Annotated in this window: 16 protein-coding genes; 10 read left to right on the top strand and 6 right to left on the bottom strand. The window is 67.0% G+C overall.

Going from position 1 to position 24,025, the window contains the following annotated elements; translation table 11 throughout:
• The first annotated feature begins 45 nt into the window (after positions 1-45).
• From AC31A1_RS04050 to AC31A1_RS04015, 8 genes are all read left to right on the top strand, one after another.
• Positions 46-228, top strand: a complete 183-nt coding sequence (locus AC31A1_RS04050; protein ID WP_489651857.1) for a hypothetical protein — start codon at positions 46-48, stop codon at positions 226-228.
• Positions 225-677 (top strand): MrpF/PhaF family protein, encoded by a 453-nt coding sequence (locus tag AC31A1_RS04045; RefSeq protein ID WP_489651856.1) that lies wholly within the window; start codon positions 225-227, stop codon positions 675-677. The genes AC31A1_RS04050 and AC31A1_RS04045 overlap by 4 nt, the downstream gene beginning before the upstream one ends.
• Entirely contained in the window at positions 670-930 is a 261-nt protein-coding gene (locus AC31A1_RS04040) for a Na(+)/H(+) antiporter subunit B (RefSeq protein ID WP_489651855.1), read from the top strand. The genes AC31A1_RS04045 and AC31A1_RS04040 overlap by 8 nt, the downstream gene beginning before the upstream one ends.
• Positions 927-1,664 carry an MnhB domain-containing protein gene (locus AC31A1_RS04035; RefSeq protein ID WP_489651854.1) on the top strand — a complete coding sequence of 246 codons (738 nt, stop codon included), beginning with the start codon at positions 927-929 and terminating at the stop codon, positions 1,662-1,664. Before AC31A1_RS04040 ends, AC31A1_RS04035 begins: the two co-directional genes overlap by 4 nt.
• Entirely contained in the window at positions 1,664-2,011 is a 348-nt protein-coding gene (locus AC31A1_RS04030) for a sodium:proton antiporter (RefSeq protein ID WP_489651853.1), read from the top strand. Before AC31A1_RS04035 ends, AC31A1_RS04030 begins: the two co-directional genes overlap by 1 nt.
• Positions 2,011-3,759 (top strand): complex I subunit 5 family protein, encoded by a 1,749-nt coding sequence (locus AC31A1_RS04025; protein WP_489651852.1) that lies wholly within the window; start codon positions 2,011-2,013, stop codon positions 3,757-3,759. The genes AC31A1_RS04030 and AC31A1_RS04025 overlap by 1 nt, the downstream gene beginning before the upstream one ends.
• Positions 3,760-3,909: 150 nt before the next feature.
• Complete coding sequence (locus tag AC31A1_RS04020) at positions 3,910-4,029, top strand: LPFR motif small protein (RefSeq protein ID WP_268817735.1); 120 nt, start codon at positions 3,910-3,912, stop codon at positions 4,027-4,029.
• Between the two features lie 140 nt (positions 4,030-4,169).
• Positions 4,170-4,658, top strand: a complete 489-nt coding sequence (locus tag AC31A1_RS04015) for a flavin reductase family protein (protein WP_489651851.1) — start codon at positions 4,170-4,172, stop codon at positions 4,656-4,658.
• Between the two features lie 40 nt (positions 4,659-4,698).
• Here AC31A1_RS04015 and AC31A1_RS04010 read toward each other — a convergent pair whose 3' ends face one another.
• Positions 4,699-5,073: a hypothetical protein gene (locus AC31A1_RS04010; RefSeq protein ID WP_489651850.1), complete on the bottom strand. Its 375-nt coding sequence runs from the start codon at positions 5,071-5,073 to the stop codon at positions 4,699-4,701.
• Between the two features lie 328 nt (positions 5,074-5,401).
• On the bottom strand, positions 5,402-8,407 hold the full coding sequence (locus AC31A1_RS04005; RefSeq protein ID WP_489651849.1) for a protease pro-enzyme activation domain-containing protein: 3,006 nt from the start codon (positions 8,405-8,407) through the stop codon (positions 5,402-5,404).
• Between the two features lie 907 nt (positions 8,408-9,314).
• Between AC31A1_RS04005 and AC31A1_RS04000 the strand changes: the two genes are divergently transcribed.
• Positions 9,315-9,614, top strand: a complete 300-nt coding sequence (locus tag AC31A1_RS04000) for a hypothetical protein (protein WP_489651896.1) — start codon at positions 9,315-9,317, stop codon at positions 9,612-9,614.
• Positions 9,503-10,327 (top strand): penicillin-binding transpeptidase domain-containing protein, encoded by an 825-nt coding sequence (locus AC31A1_RS03995; protein ID WP_489651891.1) that lies wholly within the window; start codon positions 9,503-9,505, stop codon positions 10,325-10,327. Before AC31A1_RS04000 ends, AC31A1_RS03995 begins: the two co-directional genes overlap by 112 nt.
• Positions 10,328-11,426: 1,099 nt before the next feature.
• On the opposite strand, the gene AC31A1_RS03990 is transcribed toward AC31A1_RS03995, so the two are convergent.
• From AC31A1_RS03990 to AC31A1_RS03975, 4 genes are all read right to left on the bottom strand, one after another.
• Positions 11,427-11,954: an SUKH-4 family immunity protein gene (locus AC31A1_RS03990; protein ID WP_489651848.1), complete on the bottom strand. Its 528-nt coding sequence runs from the start codon at positions 11,952-11,954 to the stop codon at positions 11,427-11,429.
• Between the two features lie 266 nt (positions 11,955-12,220).
• Complete coding sequence (locus AC31A1_RS03985) at positions 12,221-12,577, bottom strand: hypothetical protein (RefSeq protein WP_489651847.1); 357 nt, start codon at positions 12,575-12,577, stop codon at positions 12,221-12,223.
• 22 nt (positions 12,578-12,599) lie between these two features.
• On the bottom strand, positions 12,600-19,481 hold the full coding sequence (locus AC31A1_RS03980) for a polymorphic toxin-type HINT domain-containing protein (RefSeq protein ID WP_489651846.1): 6,882 nt from the start codon (positions 19,479-19,481) through the stop codon (positions 12,600-12,602).
• A gap of 163 nt (positions 19,482-19,644) precedes the next feature.
• Positions 19,645-23,718 carry a LamG-like jellyroll fold domain-containing protein gene (locus AC31A1_RS03975; protein ID WP_489651845.1) on the bottom strand — a complete coding sequence of 1,358 codons (4,074 nt, stop codon included), beginning with the start codon at positions 23,716-23,718 and terminating at the stop codon, positions 19,645-19,647.
• Between the last annotated feature and the right edge of the window lie 307 nt (positions 23,719-24,025).

The raw sequence follows: 24,025 nt of genomic DNA, 5'->3' as shown, positions 1-24,025 counted from the left end.
AACCGATCACACAGGGTGAGTTGGTCTCGTCGACGGAGGTGTCAGGTGAACCGGCGTACGACACTCCTCGGTGTGGCCGAGGCGCTGGCATGGTGGGCCGTTCTCACCCTGCTGTGGCTGGTCTTCATCAGCGCGGTGGACACACTGGAACTCGTCGTGGGCGCGTCCGCCGCGCTGATCGGCGCGTTCGCCGCGTGGGGTGCGCGCCGGGCGGTGAGCGGGTGGTGAACGGCTGGACCGTCACCGCGACGGCCGCCCTCGCCGCGGGAGCCGGGTCCGCGCTCTGGGGCGTCGCCACGGGCCCGCTGCGGCGGAGGGTCGTGGCACAGAACCTGTCCACCTCGCTGGCCTGCCCCGCGCTGCTGCTCCTGTCCGAGGGCTACGGCCGCCCGTCGTACGTCGATCTCGCGCTGCTGCTGGCCCTGTTGGGCCCGGTCGGCACCCTCGTCTTCGCGCGCCTGCTCGCGGAGGACCTGGCGGAGGATCCGCCGCGCGCGTGGGGGCTCACGTACGCGGTCGCCGCGTTCGGTGCCGCCGTCGTGATCGCCGTGTGCGTGGCCACCGGCCCCAGCCGCGCACTGGTCAAACTCCTGGTCGTCGGCGCCCTGTTGACCGGCGGGAACCTCACCGCGTCCCGCGCCCTGTCCGGCGGATTCGCGGAGGGCCGGCGTGGATGACCCGCTGATCGTCGTGGCGCTGCTGCTGGTCGCCGCGACCGCGACGACCGCCGTCGCCACTCGTGATCCCTCGCGGCAGGCGCTCGTCCTGGCCGTCCTCGGGACGGTCCTGGCGGTCCTGTTCACCGTGCTCCAGGCCCCCGACGTGGCGCTCTCCCAACTGGCCGTGGGCTCCGCCCTCACTCCCCTGCTGATCATGCTGTCCGTGCGCAAGGTCCGACGGCCGCAGCGGAAGCAGGAGACGGAACGATGACCCGGCGGACGCGGCTGATCGTCGCGGCCCTCGGCGCCACCGGCCTCGCGGCCCTCCTCGTCGCCGCCTGCTTCGACCTGCCGGGCTTCGGCGGGGACCAGCACCCCTACGGGGACCGGGCCGTACGTGCCTCCCTAGCCCGGCACACCGCGAACACGATCGCCTCCGTCAACTTCGACCAGCGCGCCTTCGACACCCTCGGCGAGATGAGCATCCTCTTCGCGTCCGTCCTCGGCACCGCCGTCCTGCTGCGCCAGACCCGCGACGAACACCGCGCCGCACCCGAACCCGAGCACGTCGCCCGCCCCGTACGCCGGTACGCCCTCCTCGTCCTCCCCGTCGCCGTCGTCACCGGCCTCTACGTGATCGCCCACGGCCAGCTCAGTCCCGGCGGCGGCTTCCAGGGCGGTGTCGTCGTGGCCACCGCCCTCCATCTGCTCTACCTCGGCGCCGACTACCGCGCCCTGGAACGCATCCGCCCGGTCGGCTCCTACGAGATCGCCGACGCCCTCGCGGCCTCCGCCTACCTCGTCCTGGGCCTCGCCGGACTCGTCGCCGGCACCGCGTTCCTCGCCGACTTCCTTCCCTACGGCACCTTCAACACCCTGTCCTCGGGCGGCACCGTCCCCCTCCTGAACGCGGCCATCGGCATGGAGGTCGCCTGCGCGGTCGTCGTCCTGCTCGCCCGTTTCCTGGACCAGGCCGTGGAGATCGAGAAGGGCGGCGAGAAGTGATGTCCGTGTTCCCGTACCTCGTCGCCGCCTGGGTGTTCCTCGTCGGCTGCTACGGACTGGTCACCAGCCGGAACCTCATCCACGCCGTGGGCTGCCTCGCGGTGTGCCAGTCCTCCACCTACGTCCTGCTGCTGGCCGTCGGCTACCGCGACGGCGCCACGGCCCCCGTCTTCTCCGACCTGAAACCCGGCTCCCACCCCGTCGTCGACCCGGTCGTCCAGGCCCTCGCCCTCACCGACGTGGTGGTGGGCGCCACGGTGACCGCCGTGCTGCTCGCCCTCGTCCTGCAGATCTCCAAGCTCCACGGCACGGTCGACCCGGACGAACTCTCGGAGCTGCGCGGCTGATGCACCACCTGCTACCGGTCCTCGTCGCCGTCCCCCTGCTCGGAGCCACCCTCCTCGTCGCCACCGGACGCCACCTCTCCCGGGCCGCCGCCGAGACGGTGGGCTGCGTCGTCGCCGCGGGCACGGCGGGACTCGCGATCGTGCTCCTCCTCAACTCCGCACCGCCCATGACCGAATGGGTCGGCGGCTGGACCCCCAAGGGCGGCGAGAGCGTCGGGATCGTCCTCGTCGGAGACGGCCCCGGACTCGGCATGGCCGCGCTCGCCTCACTGCTGACGGTGGCGGCGCTGGCGTACTCCTGGCACTACTTCGACGAACCGCCCCGCCGCCACGCGGGCTCCTTCCCCGCCCTGATGCTGCTCTTCCAGGGCGGCATGTGCGGCTTCGCGATCGCGGGGGACCTGTTCGACGCCTTCGTCTTCTTCGAGTTGATGGGCGTCGTCGCGTACGCCCTGACGGGTCATCGCGTCGAGGAACCGAAGGCCGTCCAGGGCGCGTTGTCCTTCGGAGTCCTCAACTCCCTCGGCGCGTACGCCATGTTGATGGGCATCGGCCTGCTGTACGCGCGCACCGGCGAACTCGCCATGACGAAGATCGGCCAGGGCCTCGACCGGCACGGCGGCCCCGACGCCCTCACCCTCGCGGCCTTCGCACTGGTCCTGACCGGCCTGCTGGTGAAGGCCGCGGCAGTCCCCTTCCACTTCTGGCTGCCGGACGCACACGCGGTCGCGCCCACCCCCGTGTGCATGCTGCTGTCGGGCGTGATGGTCGAACTCGGCGCCTACGGCGCCTGGCGGGCCTACCGGACGGTCTTCTCCGGCCCGGGCGGCATCCCGGCCTCCGACCTGGAACGCGCCCTCGTCGTCCTCGGTGTACTGACGGGCCTGGTCGGCGCGGTCATGTGCTGGTACCAGCGGCACATCAAACGGCTGCTGGCGTACTCCACGGTCGCCCACATGGGGCTCTTCCTCATCGGAATCGGCAGCCTCAGCCCCGAGGCCGACGACGGAGTCGCCCTGTACATCCTGGGCCACGCCGGTGTGAAGGCCGCCCTGTTCGCCTGCACCGGTGTCCTCCTCGACCGGTACGGGTCGGTCGACGAACACGCCCTGCACGGACGCGCCCGCGAACTGCGCGCGGTGGCCGTCCTGTACGTCGTCGGAGCGTTGAGCCTCGCCGGTCTGCCGCCCTTCGGCACCGGCCTCGGGAAAGCGGTGCTGGAGGAGGCGGTCGGCGGCCCGCTGACCGTGCTCTTCGTCGCCGTATCGGCGGTGACCGCGGGCGCGGTGCTCCGGGTCGCCGCACGGGTGTTCCTGGGCCTCGGCCCCCGGCCCGGCGACGAGTCGTCGTACGAAACCACCGGCACCGACGAGGAACCGGAAACCCGCAACCGGCTGAGCCGAGTGCCGGACACCATGACCACGGTCCCCGCCGTCCTCCTCGCCGCGTCCCTCGCCGCGGGCGCGGTACCCGGCTTCGCCACCGCCGTCGGACACGCCGTGTCCGGCGGAGCCGCCCCCTCGCCGCACTGGACCCCGGCCGGCGCACTCCTCGGCCTCACCTCGACCCTGCTGGCCGTCGCCCTGGCCGCGCTCGCCGTGACCCGCCCGAAACCGCTCGGCGCCCGGTCGTGGACGGCTCCGCTACGGCGGTTGCAGTCCGGGCACATCGGCGACTACGTGGCGTGGATGCTGATGGGCACGACGCTGCTGGCGGCACTGGCCCTGCCGGGCATCCTCAGCGGCTGAGCCGACCGGGAAGCGGTGCTGGTCCTGACAGTGGTCAGGACGCGGATCGTGCCGTGCGCCGGGACAGTCCCGCGCACCGCCGAGTGCCCGATGCCGTTGCGGGTACCCGTTGTCCGCATTCACCCAAGCCCGTAGATCCTGGAGGTCTTCATGTTCCGCGCCATCGCAGATGTGCTCCGCGGTATCGGCAGCGCGATCGCCACCGTCGTGACGCTGCCGTTCAGGGCACTCGCCCGGCTGTTCGGCGGGGCGTCGCGTTCCGCGCACTGACGACCGCCTGGCGGATTGCTGGAAGCTGGGGGTAAATCTAACCACTCTCACACGCCGTGACTGGTTAGAAGAGACCCCAGCCTACGGAGGACCGAGCGCGAGACCCCGCCGATCTGCCGCGTAGCCGGGAGCCACGTACCGTGACCGATCTCGATCCGTTCACCGACCTGCTCGACTGTCCGATGTACGTCGTCACCGCCGAGGCGGCCGGGGAGAGGTCCGGCTGCCTGGTCGGATTCGGTTCGCAGTGCTCCATCCGGCCCGCCCGGTTCGTGGTCTGGCTGTCCAGGATCAATCACACCTACCGGGTCGCCGAGCGCGCCGAGCGGCTGACGGTCCATCTGCTCCGCCGCGACCAGGACCGGCTGGCCCGGCTCTTCGGCGGCGAGACCGGCGACCGTACGGACAAGTTCGCCGACGTCCCGTGGCATCCGGGACCGGGCGGGTCCGTGATCCTCGACGAGGCACCCGCATGGTTCGTCGGTCGCGTGGAGAGCCGGATCGACGGCGGCGACCACGTCGGTTTCCTCCTCGCTCCGGAGACGGCGCAGAACCCCGCAGGCGACCTGCCCCCTCTGCTGTCCCTGAACAACGCACGTGGCATCACCCCGGGCCACCCGGTGAACTGACCGTCAGGACCCGCGAAGCACCGGTTGCCGCCCCGGGGCCCTACGCGTCGGCCCTCCACGGAAGGGTGCGGTCGAGGACGCAGACCAGGAGCAGGGTCAGGAGCAGGAGCAGGAGCAGGCTAATGCCCATCATGATCCAGGCGATCGAGCCGACGTAGCCGAAGGTACGCAACAGCCCGGAGGCGGTGCCGAGTTGCTCCGGCGGCGCCTGGGCGTACAGCGCGGTCTGATCGCCCGCGGCGACGAAGCCCACCACCAGGCCGAAGAAGACGGCGATGATCACGCCCCAGCCGATCCAGGCCGACGCGCCGAGTACGAGCACCCCGGCCGAGCCGGTCACGCAGGCGATGACGAGCCCGCGGACCAGGTTGCGTCGCGCGACGGGAGAGACGACCAGACCGGAGACCAGCGTCATCGGGAGCAGCAGCAGGCCGGCTGATCGGCGTCGGCCAGGGCTTCCGCCCCGACAGACCCTGAGATTCCGCCGGCCCTACATCGACCTCGACAACGGGCTCCTCCACCCCAGGTGGCAGCTCCAACGGCTCGGACTGCGTCAAGCACGCGAGCATCTGCCCCGAGCGAAAAGGCGGCGGCCTGGCCTTCACCCGCCCCAAGACGAAGAAGAGCACGTCCCCGTCAGCCGCCACACCACCGGCACGACCTTCAACGAACTCCCTGGACGCAACGATGCCCCCCCGACCGGCATGGTCGACGGGGCATCACTGGTGTGGCGTCGGAATGCGTCAGCCGACGTAGCCGGCGACGTCCGCGATCACGTTGGTCGTGCTGTTGGTGTAGAAGTCCACCTTGCCGTCGGAGCCGACCGGGGCGATCACCTGGTTGGAGATCGTCTTGCCCTGCACCCAGTTCAGGTTGGAGGCCGTCGGGCGACTGCCGCCGTCGGCGAAGGCGGTGAGGTAGCCGCTGCCTGTGGTACCGGTGACGGTGACGGTGAGTACGACTGCCTTGACGCCGGCCGGGATGCCGTCGGCGCCGGAGATCTGCAGGGCCAGGGTCTTGCCCGAGCCCAGGGCGGCCGTCTTGCGGGTGTCCAGGAGGCGCAGCGGGGTGACCGTGTCGAAGGTCGAGCCGCTGGTGGAGAAGTAGCCGGAGACATCGGCGATGACGTGGCTGGTGCCGTGGACATAGATGCTGACGTTGCCGTCGCTTGCGATCGGCACGACCACGAGGTTGGGGATGGTGGTCCCGGTGGCCGACCAGTTGACGTTGGAGGCGGTCGGGCGGGTGGCGCCTTCGGGGTAGGCCTCCAGGTAACCGCCACCGACGGTCTGGGTCGCCGTCAGGTTGAGCACCACGGAGGTGGCGCCGGTCGGTACGCCGCCGTGACCGCGGACCTTGAGGCTGACCACCGCGTTGGAGATCTTGGTGTTGGTGGAGATGCCGACCTTGGAGCGGGTGTCCAGCAGGCGGGCCGGGGCCAGCGCTGTGTACTTCGAGCCGGTGGTGCCGCTGGTGTAGTAGCCCTGGACATCGGCGATCAGGTGGGTGGTGCTGTTGGTGGAGAGGTCCACCACTCCGTCACCGGCCACCTTGACGGTCGCCGAGGCCGCGACGGTCTGGCTCGCGCCGGTCCAGTTGAGGTTGCTGGTCGACGGCTTGGTGGTGCCGTCGGCCCAGGCCGTCACCGAACCCGCGCCGGTGGTGCCGGTGACCGTGAGGTTGAGCACGACACCGGTGACGCCGCTGCTCGGGATCCCTTCGACGCCCTCGACCTTGACCGGGGCGGTGCCGCCCGCGACCAGAGGCTTGGTGGTCGGGATGGAACTGAGGCCCCAGCCGGTGCCGTTGCGGGTGTCCAGCAGGCGCTTGGGGCTGCTGAGCGGGTGGAAGGTGGAGGTGCCCGTGGCCGCCGTCCCCTTGGCCGCGCACAGTGCGGTGGTCAGGCCGGCCTCCTTGGGCGAGCCCAGGCCGGTGACCTCGTCGTAGCCGGCCGCAGACGTGAAGCCGGTGGCGTACGTGGAGTTGTTGCCGCTGGTGACGTCCCAGAAGTTCGTCGGGTAGCCGCTCCGGGCGGCCTTGTAGAGGGCGTTGTTGAGGAAGCCGACCTGGCCGTTGGCCTGGCAGGCCGTGCCGGCGTTGGCCTGGACGATCGCGGCGGCCCAGGTCGGGGCCGCGCCGCTGGTGCCGCCGATGATGGCGGGGAGGGGGCTGGAGGACTGGCTGTTGTCCTGGAGGTAGATCGGGTAGCCGGTGTGCGGGTCCGCCAGGGCGGAGACATCCGGAACGGCACGCTTGGCGGTGGTGGCGACACCGCCCTGGTAGACGACGGGAGCCCAGCGCGAGGAGACGCCGCCACCGGTACCGCCGGTGTCGTTGTTCCACGTCGTCTGGGTCGCACTGCTGCCCGAACCGGTCATCGTCGTACCGCCGACGCCGGTGACATAGGGCTGGCTCGCGGGGTCGTCGACGGCCTTGGCGGTGGAGCCGGTGGCGCGGTAGCAGTCGCTGGAGCCGTCGTCGCCCGAGGCGGCGACCACGCTCTGGCCCTGCGTGGCGGCCTCCGCGAAGATGGTGTTCTCGGCGTTCGCGGTCGCGCTGCTCTCGACCGCCTCGCACTCACCCCAACTGGTGGAGATGACCTGCGCCTGGTCGTCGGTGACCATCCGCTGGTAGACGTCGAGCACGTTCTGGTCGGTCGCGGACGTGGCGTCCGGGCCCTGGTAGTCGATGATGCTCGCGCCGGGCACCAGACCGATCAGGTCGTCGATGTCGAGCGCCGACTCCACGCCGACCGATCCGTCGGTGGCCGGTGCGCCGGCGCCTGACGTCGTATCGACGTACACGGTGGAGACCGAGGTGCTGGTGCCGACGCAGGACTGGTACGCGGCGATACTGCCGGCGTCGACGTTCTCCAGCTCGAACACTGCCACGGTCTGCCCCGCACCCACGGTGGCGGAGCTGGTCATCCCGTAGGTACCGGCCAGCTTGCCGGGGCTGTAGTAGTCGGTGCCGTCGGCGAGGCCCGAGCCGGTGAAGTCGGCGCAGAGCGCCGGGCTGTACGCGTTGGCGGTCACCGTGCGCGAGCTGCGTCCGGAGACGGTGGCGGAGCCGGTCCTGCTCGCGCGACGCGCCGCAGTGTGGTGGCCGGCGACGGTGTTGACGCTGCTCAGGCCGACGACCCCGGTCACCGACGCCGCTACGTCCGCGGGCAAGGAGGGGGCCGACGTGTTGAGGTAGTCGGTGGTGCCGTCCTTGAGCCGGACGTTCCGGAAGCCGGTGGCGAAAGCGTGGGACGCCTGTGCGGCGGTGGCGGTGACCGGTATGGACAGGCCGTCCGGGCTGACCTCGCCGGGAGTGAGACCGGCCGCCTTCAACGCCCGTGAGACCCCGGCGATGGTGGCCCGCGTAGGACCGAAGACCGAGGCGAAGTGCCCCTTGGCCAGGTAGTGGTGGTACTGGGCGTTCCCTGGTGTGGACACCGCGGTGACGAAGTCCGCCAACGACTGCGGGTCACGCGGGGCCAGGTTCACACTGAGGTGCAGCGTGGTTCCCGACGCGGTCGCGCCGGTCACCGTCGCACCCGCCGGAACACGCGGCGCGGTCCCTATTCGCTTGGGTGCGTCCGATCCGGGCGTTCCCCCTTGTGCGACCGCGCCGTTGGCGGTCGCGGTGACAACGGTGAGGGCGACGGCAGCGGTGGACGCCGCCATGATCACCCTGGCCCGTCTGCCGGTCTTGACTGCCGCATGTCCGGGACGTCCCGGCGCGGCGTGGGCCTTCTTGGCCATGCAGAAATCTCCTAGAAACTGACGCACCATCACACTTGTGGCCGTGACGATGGTCGAAGCGTCACTCGGCCCGGCGGGCGCATCCGTGTCACCAGGCGCGCAGGAGCTATCCCTCTTAACCGAAGTGTTCGCATTTCTTATCAGGACACGACAGTTACTGTCTCTGTTCGCCCGGGAACCATGAGCGGATCTTTACGCCACCACCGCAGGGCGAGCGCGCACCACGTCGTCGCATGCCGTCCGCGCTCCCCCGCCCTCGTGCCAGTCCGCCGGACGAGCAGCGGTTCCAGCCAGCCAGCGACTGTGCCGAGTTGGCCGAGAGCAGGAAACAGTCGCTGAGGACCCATTGCGGAACGCCTCTTTCGGGACGCTGCTTTGCGCGGCCGAGGCGGGCCTTCCAGCGCCATGTGCGCATTGGGGCCCCGATGACGTCCCGCCAGGTGGTGTATCGAATCAAGGCACCGGAATCCGCAGGCCAGGGACGGTTGCCGCGCCTGATCGGTTGTCCAACTCGCGCTACCGGGACGCTTCGTGGGCTGACGCCCCCACGCGGATCGGCATGGGTCTCGAACCGGAACGCGTAGCGCTTGATCCCCTGCACCACGTCGCGGGACAGGCCTTGGCTCCCGCTCACACCGTACGAACACACAGCGGCAAGGCAGCCGTTGTCCGGCACCGGCCACGGGCTCGGTCGGCACGGACAACCACGACTTCTCGCCTCGGTCGATTTCCGGGTTCCACGCCTGGAAGTTCTGGTTCGGCCGGACGCTGGCACGCCGGGGGCATCGCGCCGTTTCGACGAGGCGGCAACGCCCCAGGCGGACTCCGCCGCTGGCTGCCATCGTGGCGGCTGCTGCTCGGGGGCTTTCCGCTGTCCGTCGGCAGCCTGTACGGGCTCTTCGCCTACGTGTACGCACAGGTCGGCATACCGGACGAGAACACGGCGGTGCAGCAGGAGGCCAACGTCTACTACTGGGCCGACGGCAGCCAGATGACAGCCGCAGGGGCGGTGAACCGGCAGATCGTGCCGCTGTCCCAGATACCTGTTTCGATGCGGAGCGCGGTGATGGCGGGTCTGGTGACCTCGGCCCACGCATCCTTCGTTCAACTGGGCAAAGCCATGGGCTGGGTGCCGATCCGAAACGCGGCCGTCAAGGCAGGGCTGCTGCAAAGCAGCATGGCCCCCTGGAGCAGACCTTCCCGATAGGCACCTCGACACCCAGCACCATCCGATTGGCCGACGCCTACTCGACCTTCGCCAACGGAAGCGAGCAGAACGATCCGTACTCGGTGTCCCGGATCCTCAGACACGGCAAGCCGGTCGGCGGGCTCGATCGCCCGCAATCCCGCGCCGCGTTCGATCCGACGGTGGCCGAGGGCGTCAACAAAGTGCTGCAGGTCGTGGCCCACCAGAACCGCACCCAGTCCATCGTCCCCGGCTCCGCGTCTGTCGCCACCGGCGCCGACGACCTGACCAAGTCGGCCTGGTTCGTGGGCTACACGAAGGACCAGTCCACCGCGATCGCCCTCTTCCGCAACAAGCCCGGCCAGCCCAAGCTCCTCCCCCTCACGGACGTGGGCGGCACCGGTTCCATCCGCGGCAACGTCTTCCCGCCTCGGATCTGGGCCCGTTTCGTGGGCTTCACCGGCAACTTCGACCTGAACCGCACGATGCCCGCGGAACGAAACCCGGCCACAGAGGCCGGAACGACGACGCAGCCGTCCGATCCGTCCGAGGACCAGATCACGACGGAGCAGAAGAGCGAACCGGGCGAGCGGGCGTCATCAACACCGAAAGCCACTCCCACAGCGTTGGACCGGTCCGGGCCGACCAGCAAGCCGCTGGCCGACGGTTCGCCCTCGTCGGCCACTTCGAGCGACCGGCAGAAGGCCGCGCAGTCACAGGGCAGCGACCAGTAGGGCCTGGTCGGGTTCACTCGCCGGTGGCGTGTTCCCTTGGTCGTATGTGCTGTTGAGCAGGTGTGACAGCTGAGGACCTGGCTGCGGTCCGGTGTGATCCTGAGGACTTCGCGGCGAAGTGTCCGAGCCGTTCGCGAGGCCGGATCAGCGGCGGTGGGGCGGGGCCTGTCCGCAGGGACTGCGTGCTCGCGCCCGTGATCAACGCCGAAACCGATCGGTAGCGGCCTGACGGGCGCATTTCAGCCGCCGACCAAGGGAAAGCGACAGGAACCTGAGGGAGTGTCACGCACGCCAGTCCACCGGTTGTCCACCGAAACCGACTACGCATGCCTGGTTCGCCCCTCCCAGAGGAGCAAAAGCCCAGCTCAGAGAGTCAGGCCGCCCATGCGGTCACGGAAGCCACACCGCCGACCTACGCATTACGATGCACAGACCGACAGTGCCCGATTTGTCAAGATTCCAAGGTCACCCGAAACAAGAAACCCCAGGTCAAAAGCCTGACCCGGGGTTTCCCATGGAGCCCCCTGTCGGATTCGAACCGACGACCTACGCATTACAAGACCACGAGCGATCAGGCTGTGTGGTGCCGCGTCGTGCTGCCCTGTGACGTTTTTCCTGATCAGAGCAGGTGCGACAGGTTGACCCGTACCGGCACGTGATGCACGGTCCAAAGGCGTCTGTCCACCGGCTGTCCACCGAAAGGGTTCCCACCGGCCCACCAAGAAGACCGGGGCTGAGATCCCAACGACGCTATCCGCGGGTCACGGAGCCGAGCGAAGGCCGCTATAGGAACTCCACAAACACCCCTTCTCTGGGGTTTCAGTACCATGTCCCCCTGCTCAGGTGCCCGACCGTGTAACAGCGAGGGAGTCCGCGCCAGTTGGTGCTCAGGTCAACATTTCCGACGAGGTCAGCTCCCGTCGGATCTCATCCTTCGCCACATTTCAAGCTGAGATTGGAAAGGGGGCAGTGGATCAGGATCTTCCGGGTTCCCGGCTGCGCGTCCGAGTTGAACCCGCAGGAAAGCATCTGATCGCTGGCCAAGTGTTCACCGGCGGACTTCGCCGCCGCTGAATAAATGATACTCACCCCAATCTGCCTACCATGACTGAATGAAACCAGGCCAGACGGATTGTTCGGCCGACCCCACTCGCGGATCAAGCCTGACGGCAAATTCGAGAAAGTCTTCGAGCAGGTCGTACTGCTCGATATCGAACCTCAGGGCCTTCACCTCTTTCCAGGTCCAGTACCAACGCCACGACGTCTCGACGAAATGGGCAACCGATGAGCTGACGAAGGAATCCGGAAATTCACCATTCTCCGAAAATCCCCAGACCTCGCCGACCTGCAACAGGGCACCTATTTCCAATCCAGCGAAAATTCCGAGCCCGTAGAACTCTCTGCTCCGCCTTTCGAGTTCCGGCGAGACACCCTCCTGAAAGTTTGGAACAAGGCGACACTCCTCAATCAGCGGAACTCCACAACGCACCAGGGAATACTTGTCGGCCTCAGCCAGACTCCAGCTGTCAATATCCTCACTTTGCGCAACGACCTGATCATCTTCCGCGATGAGAAGGTCGAGCGACCGGGAAAGATATTCCGCCACTGCCTCGCGATGTTCACTCATCACAGCATTCACCTTCACCCGTCACTTCAACGCCCCACTCCACGACGCACACCTGCGGCCGATCTGGTTCCACTACCTCCGCCACTCGACCGCGACCAAAAGTAACCGCCAGCAGCCCAGAAAGGCCCACCAATATTTCTTGGTGGGCCTTTCTATACAAGACGAGTCGAACAGCATCGAGAACCTTCAGGACCCGACGACGCCATGAGTGCCAAAAGGGAAGCTACCCCAGGTCACTCCGGATCTCAGCGCCTCGCAACCAATGACTAAGGCAACGAATCCTGCCAACCGACCCCACGGCGCACCATGACTCGCTTGCACACAACGAAGCCTTTATGGGTAGCGTCTGAGACCTCAAGATTCATGAACCCGCGTTCGTAACGATCTGGCGCTTGCAGGAAGCTATCCATCTCCGACGCATCGGCCGCAACCGCCACCGTGAGTTCTTTATAACCGGACGCGAGCTTCATTCCGATCACAGAGGTGAAGATGACATCTACGTAATGATCGTAACTTTCACTGGAGCGCCCGCGCAGGACGAGCATTCGATGCGACTTACTGTACGACCATAGCTGGAAAGGGTGCTCCAAGCACAGCGGTAGCGATTCATTTCCTTCTGGCATCTCTCGAACACCTTCCACCCTGCTAAGGCTGCGCGAACGGATTACTGCCGTTGGCCCACTGAACGCGCGCCTGCACCTCGGGGGGAGCAGCCTTTATCATTGCCAGCTCCCAGGCAGTCAAATTTGACGCGTACGGGTTTTTTAGGTTTGCAGTCTTGGCCCACTCGGCAGGGTCTTCGATCCCATCGAGATTGAAATGGATAATTGTTTTGCTATCAGGCTTCAGTGCGGCCCTGACAACAGATTCAAAGTCTTCCCAGTGCTCGAAGTACTCCGCACCCTTCCCCTCAGCAAAATCATGCAGGGCATAATCGTTTGAATCGGTCCTCGACAACCCCAACGCGATGGCCGTGGGGCAGCCCTTCGCATTGTGAACCAGTACCGGGGTGTCCCCTGCAACCACATAGTAGGTGTGCAACTGCTCGACTGTCAGGTTGTACATGTCGGCAGCACCACTGAGATCCCGTACGTCAACGACGCGAACGTTCGGTCCCATGACCCCGCTGAGCGCGTGCCCCGCATGCAACTCACCGGCCGACACCCACGCCTTGGCCGTGTCATCCCAGAAGGGGTGGTGGTCAGTGGTGTGAATTACTCTCTCGCGGCCGTTGCCCGTGCGGATCCGCACGTCTACGAGATCGTTGTCCAGATGGACAAGGCGTGCCGAAACAATCCTAGCCCCAATGTGCTTTCCGGTCTCAGGGTCTGCTGCCTCGACCTTGTCACCCGGCTTGATCTTCCCGATGGGCTTCTCTTTGCCGCCCTTCATCAGAACTTTGGTGGAAGGTGTGAAGCTGCAGGCTGCCCTTGCGGCTTTGGTCAGGGCGCGCAGGAATCTTGCTGAGCCGATTTCGACTCCGGCGACATCCCAAGAGTTAGCCGAATACCCATAGACCTGGCACTCACCCTCGTTGCCCAAAGTGCAGCGAATTCCGGGGATAATGAGCGTGAGGTCGCCGAGCGCGGAGAGCAGTTCCTTGCCGAGGTGCTTGTCCGCGTCAATTTCTGCCTGGGTATAGCAGACGTCGTTTTTCGGGCTCGGGTCGACGGGGTTGCCGAAGCAGCGGTTGGGGTTGAAGAAGTAGTCGTAGACCTTCTTGAGCTTCTTCTTCTGGTCCTTGGTAATGCCAGGGTTAGTGTTTACACCCCTGTCGATCGGGCGGTCGTGGCAGTAGGGATCGTTGGCGCTGGGGCACCAGGCGCCGTCGCCGCGGGCGTTCCCGTGGACGTCGCAGTTGTCGGACCGGCCGTTGCGGCAGTAGTAGAGGCCGCTGGGGTCGCTGTATGTGACCGGGCTGCTGTTGCTGTAGCTGTAGCCGTTGATCTGTTGCGGTTTGGCGAGGTCCATGACCGGGTCGACGGAGAGGAACCGGCCGGTGGCGGTGTCGTAGGTGCGGGCGCCGAGTTGGGTGAGGCCTGTGGAGTCGTCGACGGTGCCGCCTACGAAGCCCTTCTCGCCCGGCCAGCTGGTGGGAGTCTTGCCGCGGGCCGCGCCGAACGGTGTGGCGCGGCGCTGCTGCATCGTCAGATCGGTGGAATTGACGGCGAGTTGGGCAGTGCCGTTCTGGTCACCGATGAGGAACGAGAGCTTGTTGTCGTCGGTCCGGATGGCCTGGTTGCCGCTGCCCAGGTCGTAGTAGCGCGTGGCCTTGGCGGCCGTGGCGCCCTTGGCGAGGGTGAGTTCGGTGTTGCCCAGGTAGAGGGTCGTGGCGGCGTCGGTGCGGCGCAGCAGTCGGTTACCGTCGGCGTCGTAGACGTAGGAGGTCGTCTTGGTGCCTCCGCTGCCGTCCGGTTCCGTGACCTTGGCGAGGTGGCCCTCGTCGTCCCACACGAGGGTCTGCTTGTCGCCGCCGACGGTGCGGGTCTCGGTGTTGCCCGCGTTGTCGTAGGTGTAACTGTCGGTCGAGATGCCGTTCGGGCCGGTGGTGGCGACCGTGGTGAGGGTGTGCGGCTGGGCCGACTTGGGTGCGGGGTAGGTGTACTTGTGCTGGACGTCCTTGGTGCTGTCGCCGGTCGCGTCGTGCTCGGTCTCACTGGTGCGGTTGCCGGTGACGTCGTACCCGAAGGACTGCCAGTAGGGGGCCGGGCCGCCGAGGACCGATCCGCTGGGGCTGCTCGCGCAGGTGGCGGTCGACTGAGCCCACGCCTCGGTCATACGGCCCAGGTAGTCGTAGATGTAGCACTGGTTGTCGGTGCCGTCGCGGGAGACGTCCTTGACTGAGGTGATGTTGCCGGCCTCGTCGTAGCCGTACGTGGCGGATTTGTCTGTACCCGTGGCTGTCTCGCGGGTGACGTTGGAGTTCTCCAGGCGCTGGGTGCCCCACTGGTACTTGTTGTTGACCTGGGTCTTCTTCGCGCCGGCCGCCTGATAGATGTACTGCATCGGCTTGCCGGTGTAGCTGTACGCAGTGTCGGTGATGTAAGTGAGACCACCGGTGCCAGTGAGCGTCTTGGGGCGCATCACGTCGTCGTACGTCGGTGTCATGACCTCGGAGACGAGGCTTCCGGCCGCCGGGTAGCTCGACGACAGGATGGTGCCGTCGAGGTTGTACCTGGTGTTCGTCTGGTACGAGCCGGCGAGTTTCTCCTCCCCTGTGACGGAGGGGATCGTGGTGGTGGTGCGGTTGGGCCGGTACAGGGTGTCGTAGAGGCTGTAGGTGGTGGTGTAGGCACTACCGCTGGCGCCGCCGACGTAGCGGGTGGCTGAGGCGAGTTGGCCTTCGAAGCCCGTGGGGTCCCACACGTGCTTGGTCAGCAGCGGTCCGGAGGCGTCGCCGTCGTGCGTCTCGATCTCGCGGCCCAGGCCGTCGTAGACATGGGTGATCGTCTTGCCGCGGGTGTCGGTGGTGGAGATCAGCTGGTTGCGGTCGTCGTAGTGGGAGCTGGAGTCTCCCCCCTTGAAGTCGGGGTCGTGAGCGCTGGTCTGGTTGCCACGCTGGTCGTAGCCGTAGCTCCAGGTGTTGCCCGCCGCGTCGGTGACTCCGATGACCTTGCCGGAAGGGTTGTAGTCGTAGTGCGTGGTGTCCGCCGCGCCCGTGGGAGTGGCGGCGTGGTACTGGAGCAGGTCGGTCGTGTTCCCACGTGCGTCGGTGATGGTGGTCGTGGGTGTGGCGCCCTGGGGCGGGGTGACTGTGGTGCGGTCACCGCCGTAGCTGGTGAGGGCGGTGGACAGCACCGTGCCGCCGTCGCCGTTGCCCGCGACCTGCTGGGTCTTGATGGTGCGGCCCAGGCCGTCGTAGGTGTTCCAGGTCTGGGTCTCCACCGAGAGGGCGTCGTCCAGCCCGAGCAGACCCGTGGAGGGGGCGCTGGTGTTGTAGTACGGAGCGAACTGCTTTGCCGTCAGGCCGCGTTCGTCGTAGAACGTATCGGCGATCAGGCGCCCGCCGTCCGGACCGGGGTCCTGTGTCTGACGGGCGCGGAGGAAGCCGTCGAAGAGGACGTAGCCGGTCCGCTGAGTCCCGTCGTTCTTGAGGGTCTTGGTGCCGACCGCCACCGGTCCGGTGCCGTCGATGGTGTAGGTGTACTCGTAGTTCGGGGTGTCGTTGTTGGCCTGGGACCGGTTGGGCAGCCACACCTTCAGGTTGCGGCCGAGCGCGTCGTACGTCGTGTCGGTGCGCTTGTTGTTGGTGTCGAGCACCGTGGTCGGCAGCCCGCGTACGGTGTCGTAGGTGGTGGTCGTGGTCTGCGCGGATGCCGCTACGGACGTGGCAGGTGGTGAGGTGACCGTGGACGTCGTGGGCAAGCCCGTGGTTGGGCTGTAGACAGTGGTCGTGGTGCGGCCGTCGGTCCGGTTGGTGCGCGACGGGGCGGTGGTCTCCGTGGCGGTGACCGTTCCGGTGATGTCGGTGGTGGTCAGTGCCCGCCCGTAGGCGTCGTAGGTGGCGCCGGACTCCGTGTATGTGGCCGTCTTGCCGTCATGCGACTTCAGCGTCGCCACGTGGGTGGCGTCGCCCTTGGTGGGGGCGGCCCCGTAGTCCTGACCGTCATAGGCGCTGCGGTTGTCGGAGATGACCTGCTTGGACCGGTCCGGCGTGCCGTCGCAGGCCACGGCGACGGTCTCGGTCCGGGAGGGTTTGTCGAGGATCCAGTCGGTGGTGTTGTCGACGTAGGTGGTGCGGGTGCACTGGTTGTCGGCCGAGGTGGAGTCGTCGCCGAAGTCGTCGGTCTGCGTGATGCGGCCGGCGACGTTCTCGAATGTGTTCGTCTTGTACGTCTGCCGCCACTTGGCTCCGACGCCGCCGTCGAGCGAGGTCCAGGAGCGGGTGGATTTGGTGCCGGTGAGGTTGGCGGTCTCGGCTCCCCACGAGCGGATTCGCCTGGCCGTCTCGTAGTGCCAGGGAGTGCTGACCGTCTTGCTCAGGACGAGGCCACTGGGGCCGCTGTAGGCCTCGGTCTTGTACTCGAAACCGGCCGCCGAGTCGTGGTCGGTGATGGTGCCGCCGTTGTCGTCGGAGACGGTGACGGTGCGGGTGCCTCCGCTGCTGTCGGCCTTGTCGCCGTCCATGCCGCGCAGGTAGTAGTGGTCGGTTTGGGACTTCATGCCGACCGGGTCCTGGCCGCCCGTCTGCACCCGCACATGGGCGTAGCCGCGCCAGGTGGACCAGGTCTTGTACTTTTCCTTGGTCAGCCCGTCATCGTCGTCGAAGTGCCAGGCCGCGCCGCCCAGATAGGAGTAGCGGGTGACCATGTCCGGGGACGACTTGGTGCGGTCGGTCTGGGTGACCGCCTCGACGACGTACTTGTTGAACCACTGCTTGGTCGGGTCGACGGCGCCTTCCCTGGTGAAGTACACGGGGTAGCAGCGCGTGGTGTTGGTCTCCGGAGTGGGGAGACTGGCCGCGTCGCAGGCCGCGGTGGAGTAGGTCACGTCCGTCTGGCCGCCGGACTCGTCCGAGATCGTCGACAGCCGCTCCTTGATGAACGGCGCGGTGTCGTCCCCGGCGATGTCTAGGCGGTTGGCCCGTTGGTCGTAGGCGAAGGTCACCTTTGGCAGGGTGATGTTGGGGGTCGTGGACTTCCCTGTGTGCTGGACGGAGTCCAACAGCATTTGGTAGTCGATGTCCGCCATGCCCCAGCGGTGGTTGAGGGTCCAGGTGTCGACGGGCGCATAGGTGCCGCTCGACTGCAGGACCTCGGTGGTCACGGCCGTGAGCCGCTTGCGGGTCCAGAAGCTCGGCGAGTAGGACTTCGTGCAGTCCACGTCTGACTTGCAGTTCAGGTCCCAGGGCGTGTCGTACCAGTAGAAGGACTTGTCGTCGATGGTGGCGGCATCGCAGGTCACACCGGTCTGGGGCAGGCACCGCTCAAGAGAGGTGAAGTCCACCTTGGCCAGCGGCTTCGTACCGTACATCGCTGAGGATTTCAGCCCGTATTCGATTCGGTCGAGGTATCCGCCGCGGTCGTAGACCGTCTCGTCGGACGGCTTGAGGTTGCGGGCGTAGTAGTTGGTCTCCTTGCCGTAGTAGTAGGCCATCGCGTTGCCGTGCGGGTCGACGACGTAGTCGAGGTTCCAGCGCCACGCCTGCTGGCACCACGAGGCGGCGAATGTCGCAGCGTGGCAGGGTTCGTCGGCATCATCGCCATAGACCGGCACGGTCCAGGTCGAGTCGGTGGTGTCGTCCCCGCTCGCCCAGCCGGGAAGCTTGTTGTAGCCGAAGTAGTAACGGGTGCCGTCGGTGGTGGTGACACGCCAGTACTCGTCGTTGTGGGCGCCGTTGGAGCGCACGTTGGTGTCGGAGCCGTAGATGCGGTCGATCTTCGTGCCGTCGTCGCCCTTGAGCCTGAACGAGTCGGTGCCGGTCGCGATCAGCTCGCCGGAGTGCCCGTTGAAGGACATCGTGGCGTTGTCGTAGGCCCAGCACACATCGCCCGGCTTGGTCCCGTCGGCGTTCTTGATCCCGTCGTCGGCGCACGGCTTGTAGCTGCGTTCGATGGACCCCGACCACAGGTTGAAGCCGTCACCCGCCCAGGACGCCTGATTATTGGTGTTAGCCGTGCGGCCGTCGATGCCGCTGGACGAGTAGGAGAGGCCGACCGTCGGCGCGAGCTTCCCCGGTACACCCGGCACCGGCATGTTGTAGGACCAGGAGAAATCACCGGTGTTCAGGTTGGTCTGCCATGCGGAAGAGGCCGACAGCTGGCTGGCTTTGTAGTCGCCGTGATCGCTGGAGGTGCCCGTGGTCGCCGCGAGGACCATAGGCGCCGCCGCGGCACCGCTCGTGCTCGGCATGGAAAGCGCGTCGGCGGTGAGGGTGTGTGTGCTGGTGTCGTTGGCGGTGGTGACCGGTGTGGCGGTGGAACACCCCTTGCTGCCCGGACTGGTCGCCGCGCAGGCCGGCAGGCGTACGAGCTTGAAGCGGGCCGCATACGCGCCGCCGTATGCCTGGGCGAAGGAGGAGTAGTCGACGCTGACGCCGGTCGTGTCGCCGACCGCGCCCTGGTGTGGCTGAACGGTGAACAGCAGGCCGTCGACGCCTGCCTGCTTCGCGGTCTTCGCGTCCAGGACTCGCACCGTGGCTTCGCCCGACCAGGGGTGAGAGTCAGTTTTCTTGTCCTTGGCCGAGGCCGACTTGCTCTTGGACTGTGTGGGAGCGGTCAGTGAGATCGGCAGGTCACCGGCCGCGGCGGTGGACTTGGCATCGGGTGCAAGGGTCACAGCGGCCGAACCGGCTTCCGCCCAGGCGTGCTTGGGTGCCTTCTTCGGCACGCGAGGCTCGCCGTCGGTCTTGCGGGGCAGCATCTCCACCCCGTGACCGGACACCGGCTTCTCGGACACCGGCACCGGTGCCAGGTTGCTTGCCGCAGCGCTCTCGGCAACCGTCGCCTGCAGCAGCGTGCCGACCAGGACGGTCGAAACCGTCAGCGCGATTCTGCGGCGTATCTGTCTGCTGACCTTCGCTGTCATGTCTGTTCGCCTCACTGTGTCCATCCCCTGCCGCGCATGCCACACGGACCCCGCCCGGCGGGGTTCCCACTGAAGAAAGAGACCTTGCTCGTGCTCTGCTGACCGCTGGTGACCAGAGAGGGACGGGATCAGCCCCAGCTACGGCGATCCCATCCCGGTCAGGTCACGGGCCAGGAATGGTGCCGATGTCGGCCCCGTTGGCCAGCTGCGCGATCTGGGTGTCGCTCGCCGCGCCCTGAAAGACCCACACGTCGTCGATCGCGCCGCTCCAGTACTCACCCCAGCTACTGGCACCGGTCTTGGCCCGGCCGAGTTGGAGGCCCTTCGTCGCGGCGAAGGGCAGCACCGACGAGTTCCACGACACCGCTTCGGTGCAGGTGGGAGTGTTGGGCACTCCGTCATCGTCGTCATCCGCGCACAGAGTCGTCCTCAGTAGCCCATCGACGTACAGCCGCAACTGCCCTGCGTATGCGTCGTAGACGACCGCCAGATGGTTCCAGGAGTTGGTGTTCTGGAAGTTGGTGTGTTCCGCCGTGGACTTGGCCGCGGTGAGAGTGTCGGAGTCGGCCATCTCCAGTTGCCACCGGCCCGCGTTCGCCGGATCCGTGGCATCGGGGACGTAACGCACCACGAATCCGTTGGCGTTGGCCCCGGCCATGCTCATCACTGTCACCGTCTTGGTGGGGCGGCTCGGTGCGGTCACCCATGCCGAGGCGGTGAAGCTGGCACTGGTGTCGATCGGCGAGGCCAACGTGGACGCGTAGCTCTTGCTGGTGCCTTTCAACAGCAGCCCGCCGTCTCCGACCATGCTGCTGTTGCCCGTGGCGTCGATGCTCGCCTCGTCGCTGAGTGTCAGCGGATGGGAGGTGTGGTCCTCGCGGACGAGGTCGTCCGCGCTGGTGGCCGGGGCCCCGGAGAAGGTGTCCAGCTTCCAGCGGCCCTCGACCGTCGGCCGGCTGTCGAACATCTCCGCGATCTCGGGAGCAGAGAGGGCACGGTCGTACAGCTGCACGTCCGAGATCTGGCCCGGGAAGAAGCTGGCCGGAGCGCCGCTGAAACTGCTCGCTCCGATCTGCAAAGGACCGCTGCCGTAGAACGGCGCGCTGAACTTCGTGGTGGCCACCCACTTGCCCTGCACATACAGCCGCAGGTCATCGCTGACCGCATCGTAGGAACCAACCACCTGGGTCCACTCCCCGCCCGGGGCCTTGTTGGGATCGCCCTGAGCTGCCCGCACAGGCGTGCCGCTCGTGCTGTCCTGCGAGTACTGGTTGAACGTCCAGCCGTAGGTGGGCGAGTAGTACAACTCGAAGCCGGGCATTACCGTGCTCGTCTGAGCCACGATCACCGCACCGTGGGTGGGCTTGGTCTTGGACAGTTTCGCCCAGGCCGCCACCGAGAAACTGCCCTGGTTGTTCACCGCCGGGCCAGGAGTGGCGGCATAGTCGTCCACACCGTCCAGACTCAGTGCCGCGCCGGCCCGTCCCGCCCCGCCCGGTTTGGCGCCTCCCTTGAACACCGCCGGGTTCACGTCCGCGTGACCTGTCACCTGGGCGGTCGCATTGCCGTCGCTTCCGGTGGCCGGCTCGTTCAACGGGAACACCGCACGCGCCGGGCGGCCGTTGCCGATCGGTTTCTTGTTGTAGAGGCTGGTCACCTCGGCCGACGACAGAGGCTTGTCGAAGATGCGTACATCGTCGATCGTCCCGGGGAAGAAATTAGTCGCCGTACCGCCGAGACTGGCGGCGCCGATCTGCAATCCTCGCCGCGCGTCCCACGGCGTGGAGTAGGACGCAGTACCCGCAAGGGCCCCATTCACATACAGCGACAGCAGATCAGAGCCCGAGGAGTAGGTGCCGGCCAGATGCACCCACTCACCGGCTTTCACTCCGCCCGCCGCCGACTGCATCACCCGTACCGGTGTCGCCGTCGTGGTGTCGGCCGAGTACTGGTTGAACACCCACCGGTCGTAGCTCTTGGAGTAATACAGCTCGAAGCCAGGGGCGTTGTTGCCCGGCTGTGTCGCGATCACCGCGGCGCCGTCCGGCATCTTGTCCAGCTTCACCCATGCGGCCACGGAGAAACTGCCGGACGTGTCCACCGTCGGAATGTCCGAGACCAGATAGTCGTCGACTCCGTCCAGCGACACCGCAGTGCCGTCGACACCTGCCGCGCCGAGTACCGCGCCGCCCTTGACATCGAGGGTCCGCTGCCCGGCGGTGCCCTCGGCCTGCGTCGCACCGGATGCCTCGTCCAGCTTCCACTGGGCCCGGGCCGGCTGGCCCGACTTCACCCGGAACATGTAGCGCGTCGGCTCACTGCCGTTGCCCGCCGCGTCAAATGCCTGTGCGTAAAGGAAGTTCGTACCCGAACGAGTGGGGCGGAAGCTGACGGTCTTCGCCGCCCCGCCTGACGTCGTCACCTCATTGTCCGAGGATGGCTCCTCATTCACCCCGAACTGATACTTGACCACATCCGTGTCAGCCGCATCGATGGTGAACGTGCCGTAGCGACCCACCCCGTCGTACACCGGATCGTCCGGGTTGCTGTCATCCGCCGCCGGATAGTCCCCGGAAGTGAGTGACGGTCCGGCGGGCACACTCGTGTCCCAGACGAAGTAGCAGCCTGTCGCCGACCCCGCCGCCGACCAAGGCGAGTAGCTGTAGGCCTTGCCTTCGTCGTAGTCCCTGACCCTGGCAAACCAGGCCAGTGTGGTGTTCTTCGGGATCTTCTTGGCGGAAGTGATCTGCTCGACCAGTTTGGTGCTGAAATCCGAAGCGGACTTCTTCGGACCGATCAACGCCGAGGTCCACTGAGCCTTGAACCCACTGCCCGCGTCCCACCACAGCTGGAACTGCACACTCACCTGATCGCCGTCAGGGTCCGTCACATCGTTCGCTGTGATCGTCGGCAGCGACCGGATCCGGACCTTGCTGTCCGGCTTCCTGCAGGTGGCCCCCGGGTTCATGGTCAGCTGCTTCATAGTCAGCTGCTTGGGCGACTGGTTGTACTTCACCCGTAGATACGCGTCGTCCGAGAACCGCTTCCAGCTGTACTTGTCGCCCTCGTCCGACGCCGGAGCCCGCAGGCCGAATGACGTGTACGCCGAATCCTGCGAGGCGGCGTACTTCACCCCGTCGGTCGCGTCGAGCTCGACATCTCCGGACGGGCAGCTCGCGCTGCCACCTTTGGCGACGTTCTTCGAATCCAGCAGGTCGAGCCAGTTGTCGGCCGAGCTGTTCCAGGTCGTACCCGAGTCGAACGACTTCGTCCGCCACAGCTGCACCGCACGCGCGTCGCACGAACCCGACCAGGTCTCATGCCCCACAAAGGTCGCAGAAATGATCGACTTGCCCGCGAACCGAGAGGTCGGGAACTTGAAGAACAGTCGCTTCACGTCGTACGGCGCGCAGTAGTCCCAGCCGCAATACCCCACACCCGCGTCCGAGTCGCCGTTGAACCGCCACTGCGGCTCGGACGCCCAGTACCGCGACACCATCGTCCACTCCCCGGCCTTGGGAGTGTAGGTCTGCGGGTCGATATAGACGGGGAACGTCGTCCCCGGATCCGTCAGCATCCCCTGGTCCGGAGTCAGCCGAAGCTCGCTGTCGTCCGAGGCCACGTCGACGCCGATCGGCGCCACCTTCGCGGCGTCCCCGGGACCGGCCTTGGCATCTCCTGCCACGGAACCGGCCGCTGCGGCGGCAGTCTTTTCGGTGGCCGGCCTTTGCACCACCTGTGTCTGGGTGCCAGAAGCCTCCGCCGAGTCCCACATGACGGGCTTGGCCGCCTGGAAAACGACGCCGCCCGCTGCCTGATCCAGCGCTTCCAGGCCGCCGGAAGCGGTCTCCTGCAGGTCAAGGCCCGGAGAATCGACGCCCAGCTTCAACTCGGCCAACGCCGGGTTCTTCGCCGCGTCGGCGGTCTTCACCACCAGCAGCTCGCTGAATCCGTCGGTGACCGAACGGACCTTCAAGTCCACATCCGGCAACACATTCGCGTAGGTGGCGGTATCCCCGTCCAATGTCGGCGATGGCAACGATGTCGGCCACGAGAAGGACAGCTTCCGCCCCGCCCTGTCCAACGTCACCAGAGGATCCGATCCCCCCTTGGAGAAGGACAGCCCCACCGCGGCGGCAGTGGGCACCACGCTGCCGTCACTCCGCTTCGACAGAGTGTTGTCGATCACCTTCCACGCGCCGTCCACGCGGGTACGCACCGGCTTCAGGTGCTGCACAGCCTCCAACTGCCCGTCCGGAGTCGCGTATACCTCACCGGACTCGCTCCGCAGCGAAGTGACCTCGACATTCGCGCCACTGGCTTCCGCAGCACCCTCAGCCGCGGACAAGGACGCCGCCGACTTCGTCTCAGCCGCCCCCGTCGCAGCAGCCAACTGCTCCGCTGCATGAGCTGGGCTACTGGCCCCCATCGACGGCACAACACCCGCAACGACCGCCGCCGCGATTACAGCGATCAGCGTTCGGCCGCCGCCACGCGCTCTCCAAGACGCACTCATGTCCCCCGCCCTCCCCGACCTCACAGAG

It is taken from the genome of Streptomyces sp. P5F9, assembly GCF_057961495.1.
The sequence above is the reverse complement of the archived record's forward strand: the minus strand, read 5'-3'. Positions and strand labels throughout refer to the sequence as shown.

Coding starts and splice junctions, on each gene's coding strand:
- AC31A1_RS04035 (WP_489651854.1), top strand. CDS start 927: ATGACCCGGCGGACGCGGCTGATCGTCGCGGCCCTCGGCGCCACCGGC.
- AC31A1_RS04030 (WP_489651853.1), top strand. CDS start 1,664: ATGTCCGTGTTCCCGTACCTCGTCGCCGCCTGGGTGTTCCTCGTCGGC.
- AC31A1_RS04025 (WP_489651852.1), top strand. CDS start 2,011: ATGCACCACCTGCTACCGGTCCTCGTCGCCGTCCCCCTGCTCGGAGCC.
- AC31A1_RS04020 (WP_268817735.1), top strand. CDS start 3,910: ATGTTCCGCGCCATCGCAGATGTGCTCCGCGGTATCGGCAGCGCGATC.
- AC31A1_RS04010 (WP_489651850.1), bottom strand. CDS start 5,073: ATGACGCTGGTCTCCGGTCTGGTCGTCTCTCCCGTCGCGCGACGCAAC.
- AC31A1_RS04005 (WP_489651849.1), bottom strand. CDS start 8,407: ATGGCCAAGAAGGCCCACGCCGCGCCGGGACGTCCCGGACATGCGGCA.
- AC31A1_RS03990 (WP_489651848.1), bottom strand. CDS start 11,954: ATGAGTGAACATCGCGAGGCAGTGGCGGAATATCTTTCCCGGTCGCTC.
- AC31A1_RS03985 (WP_489651847.1), bottom strand. CDS start 12,577: ATGCCAGAAGGAAATGAATCGCTACCGCTGTGCTTGGAGCACCCTTTC.
- AC31A1_RS03980 (WP_489651846.1), bottom strand. CDS start 19,481: ATGACAGCGAAGGTCAGCAGACAGATACGCCGCAGAATCGCGCTGACG.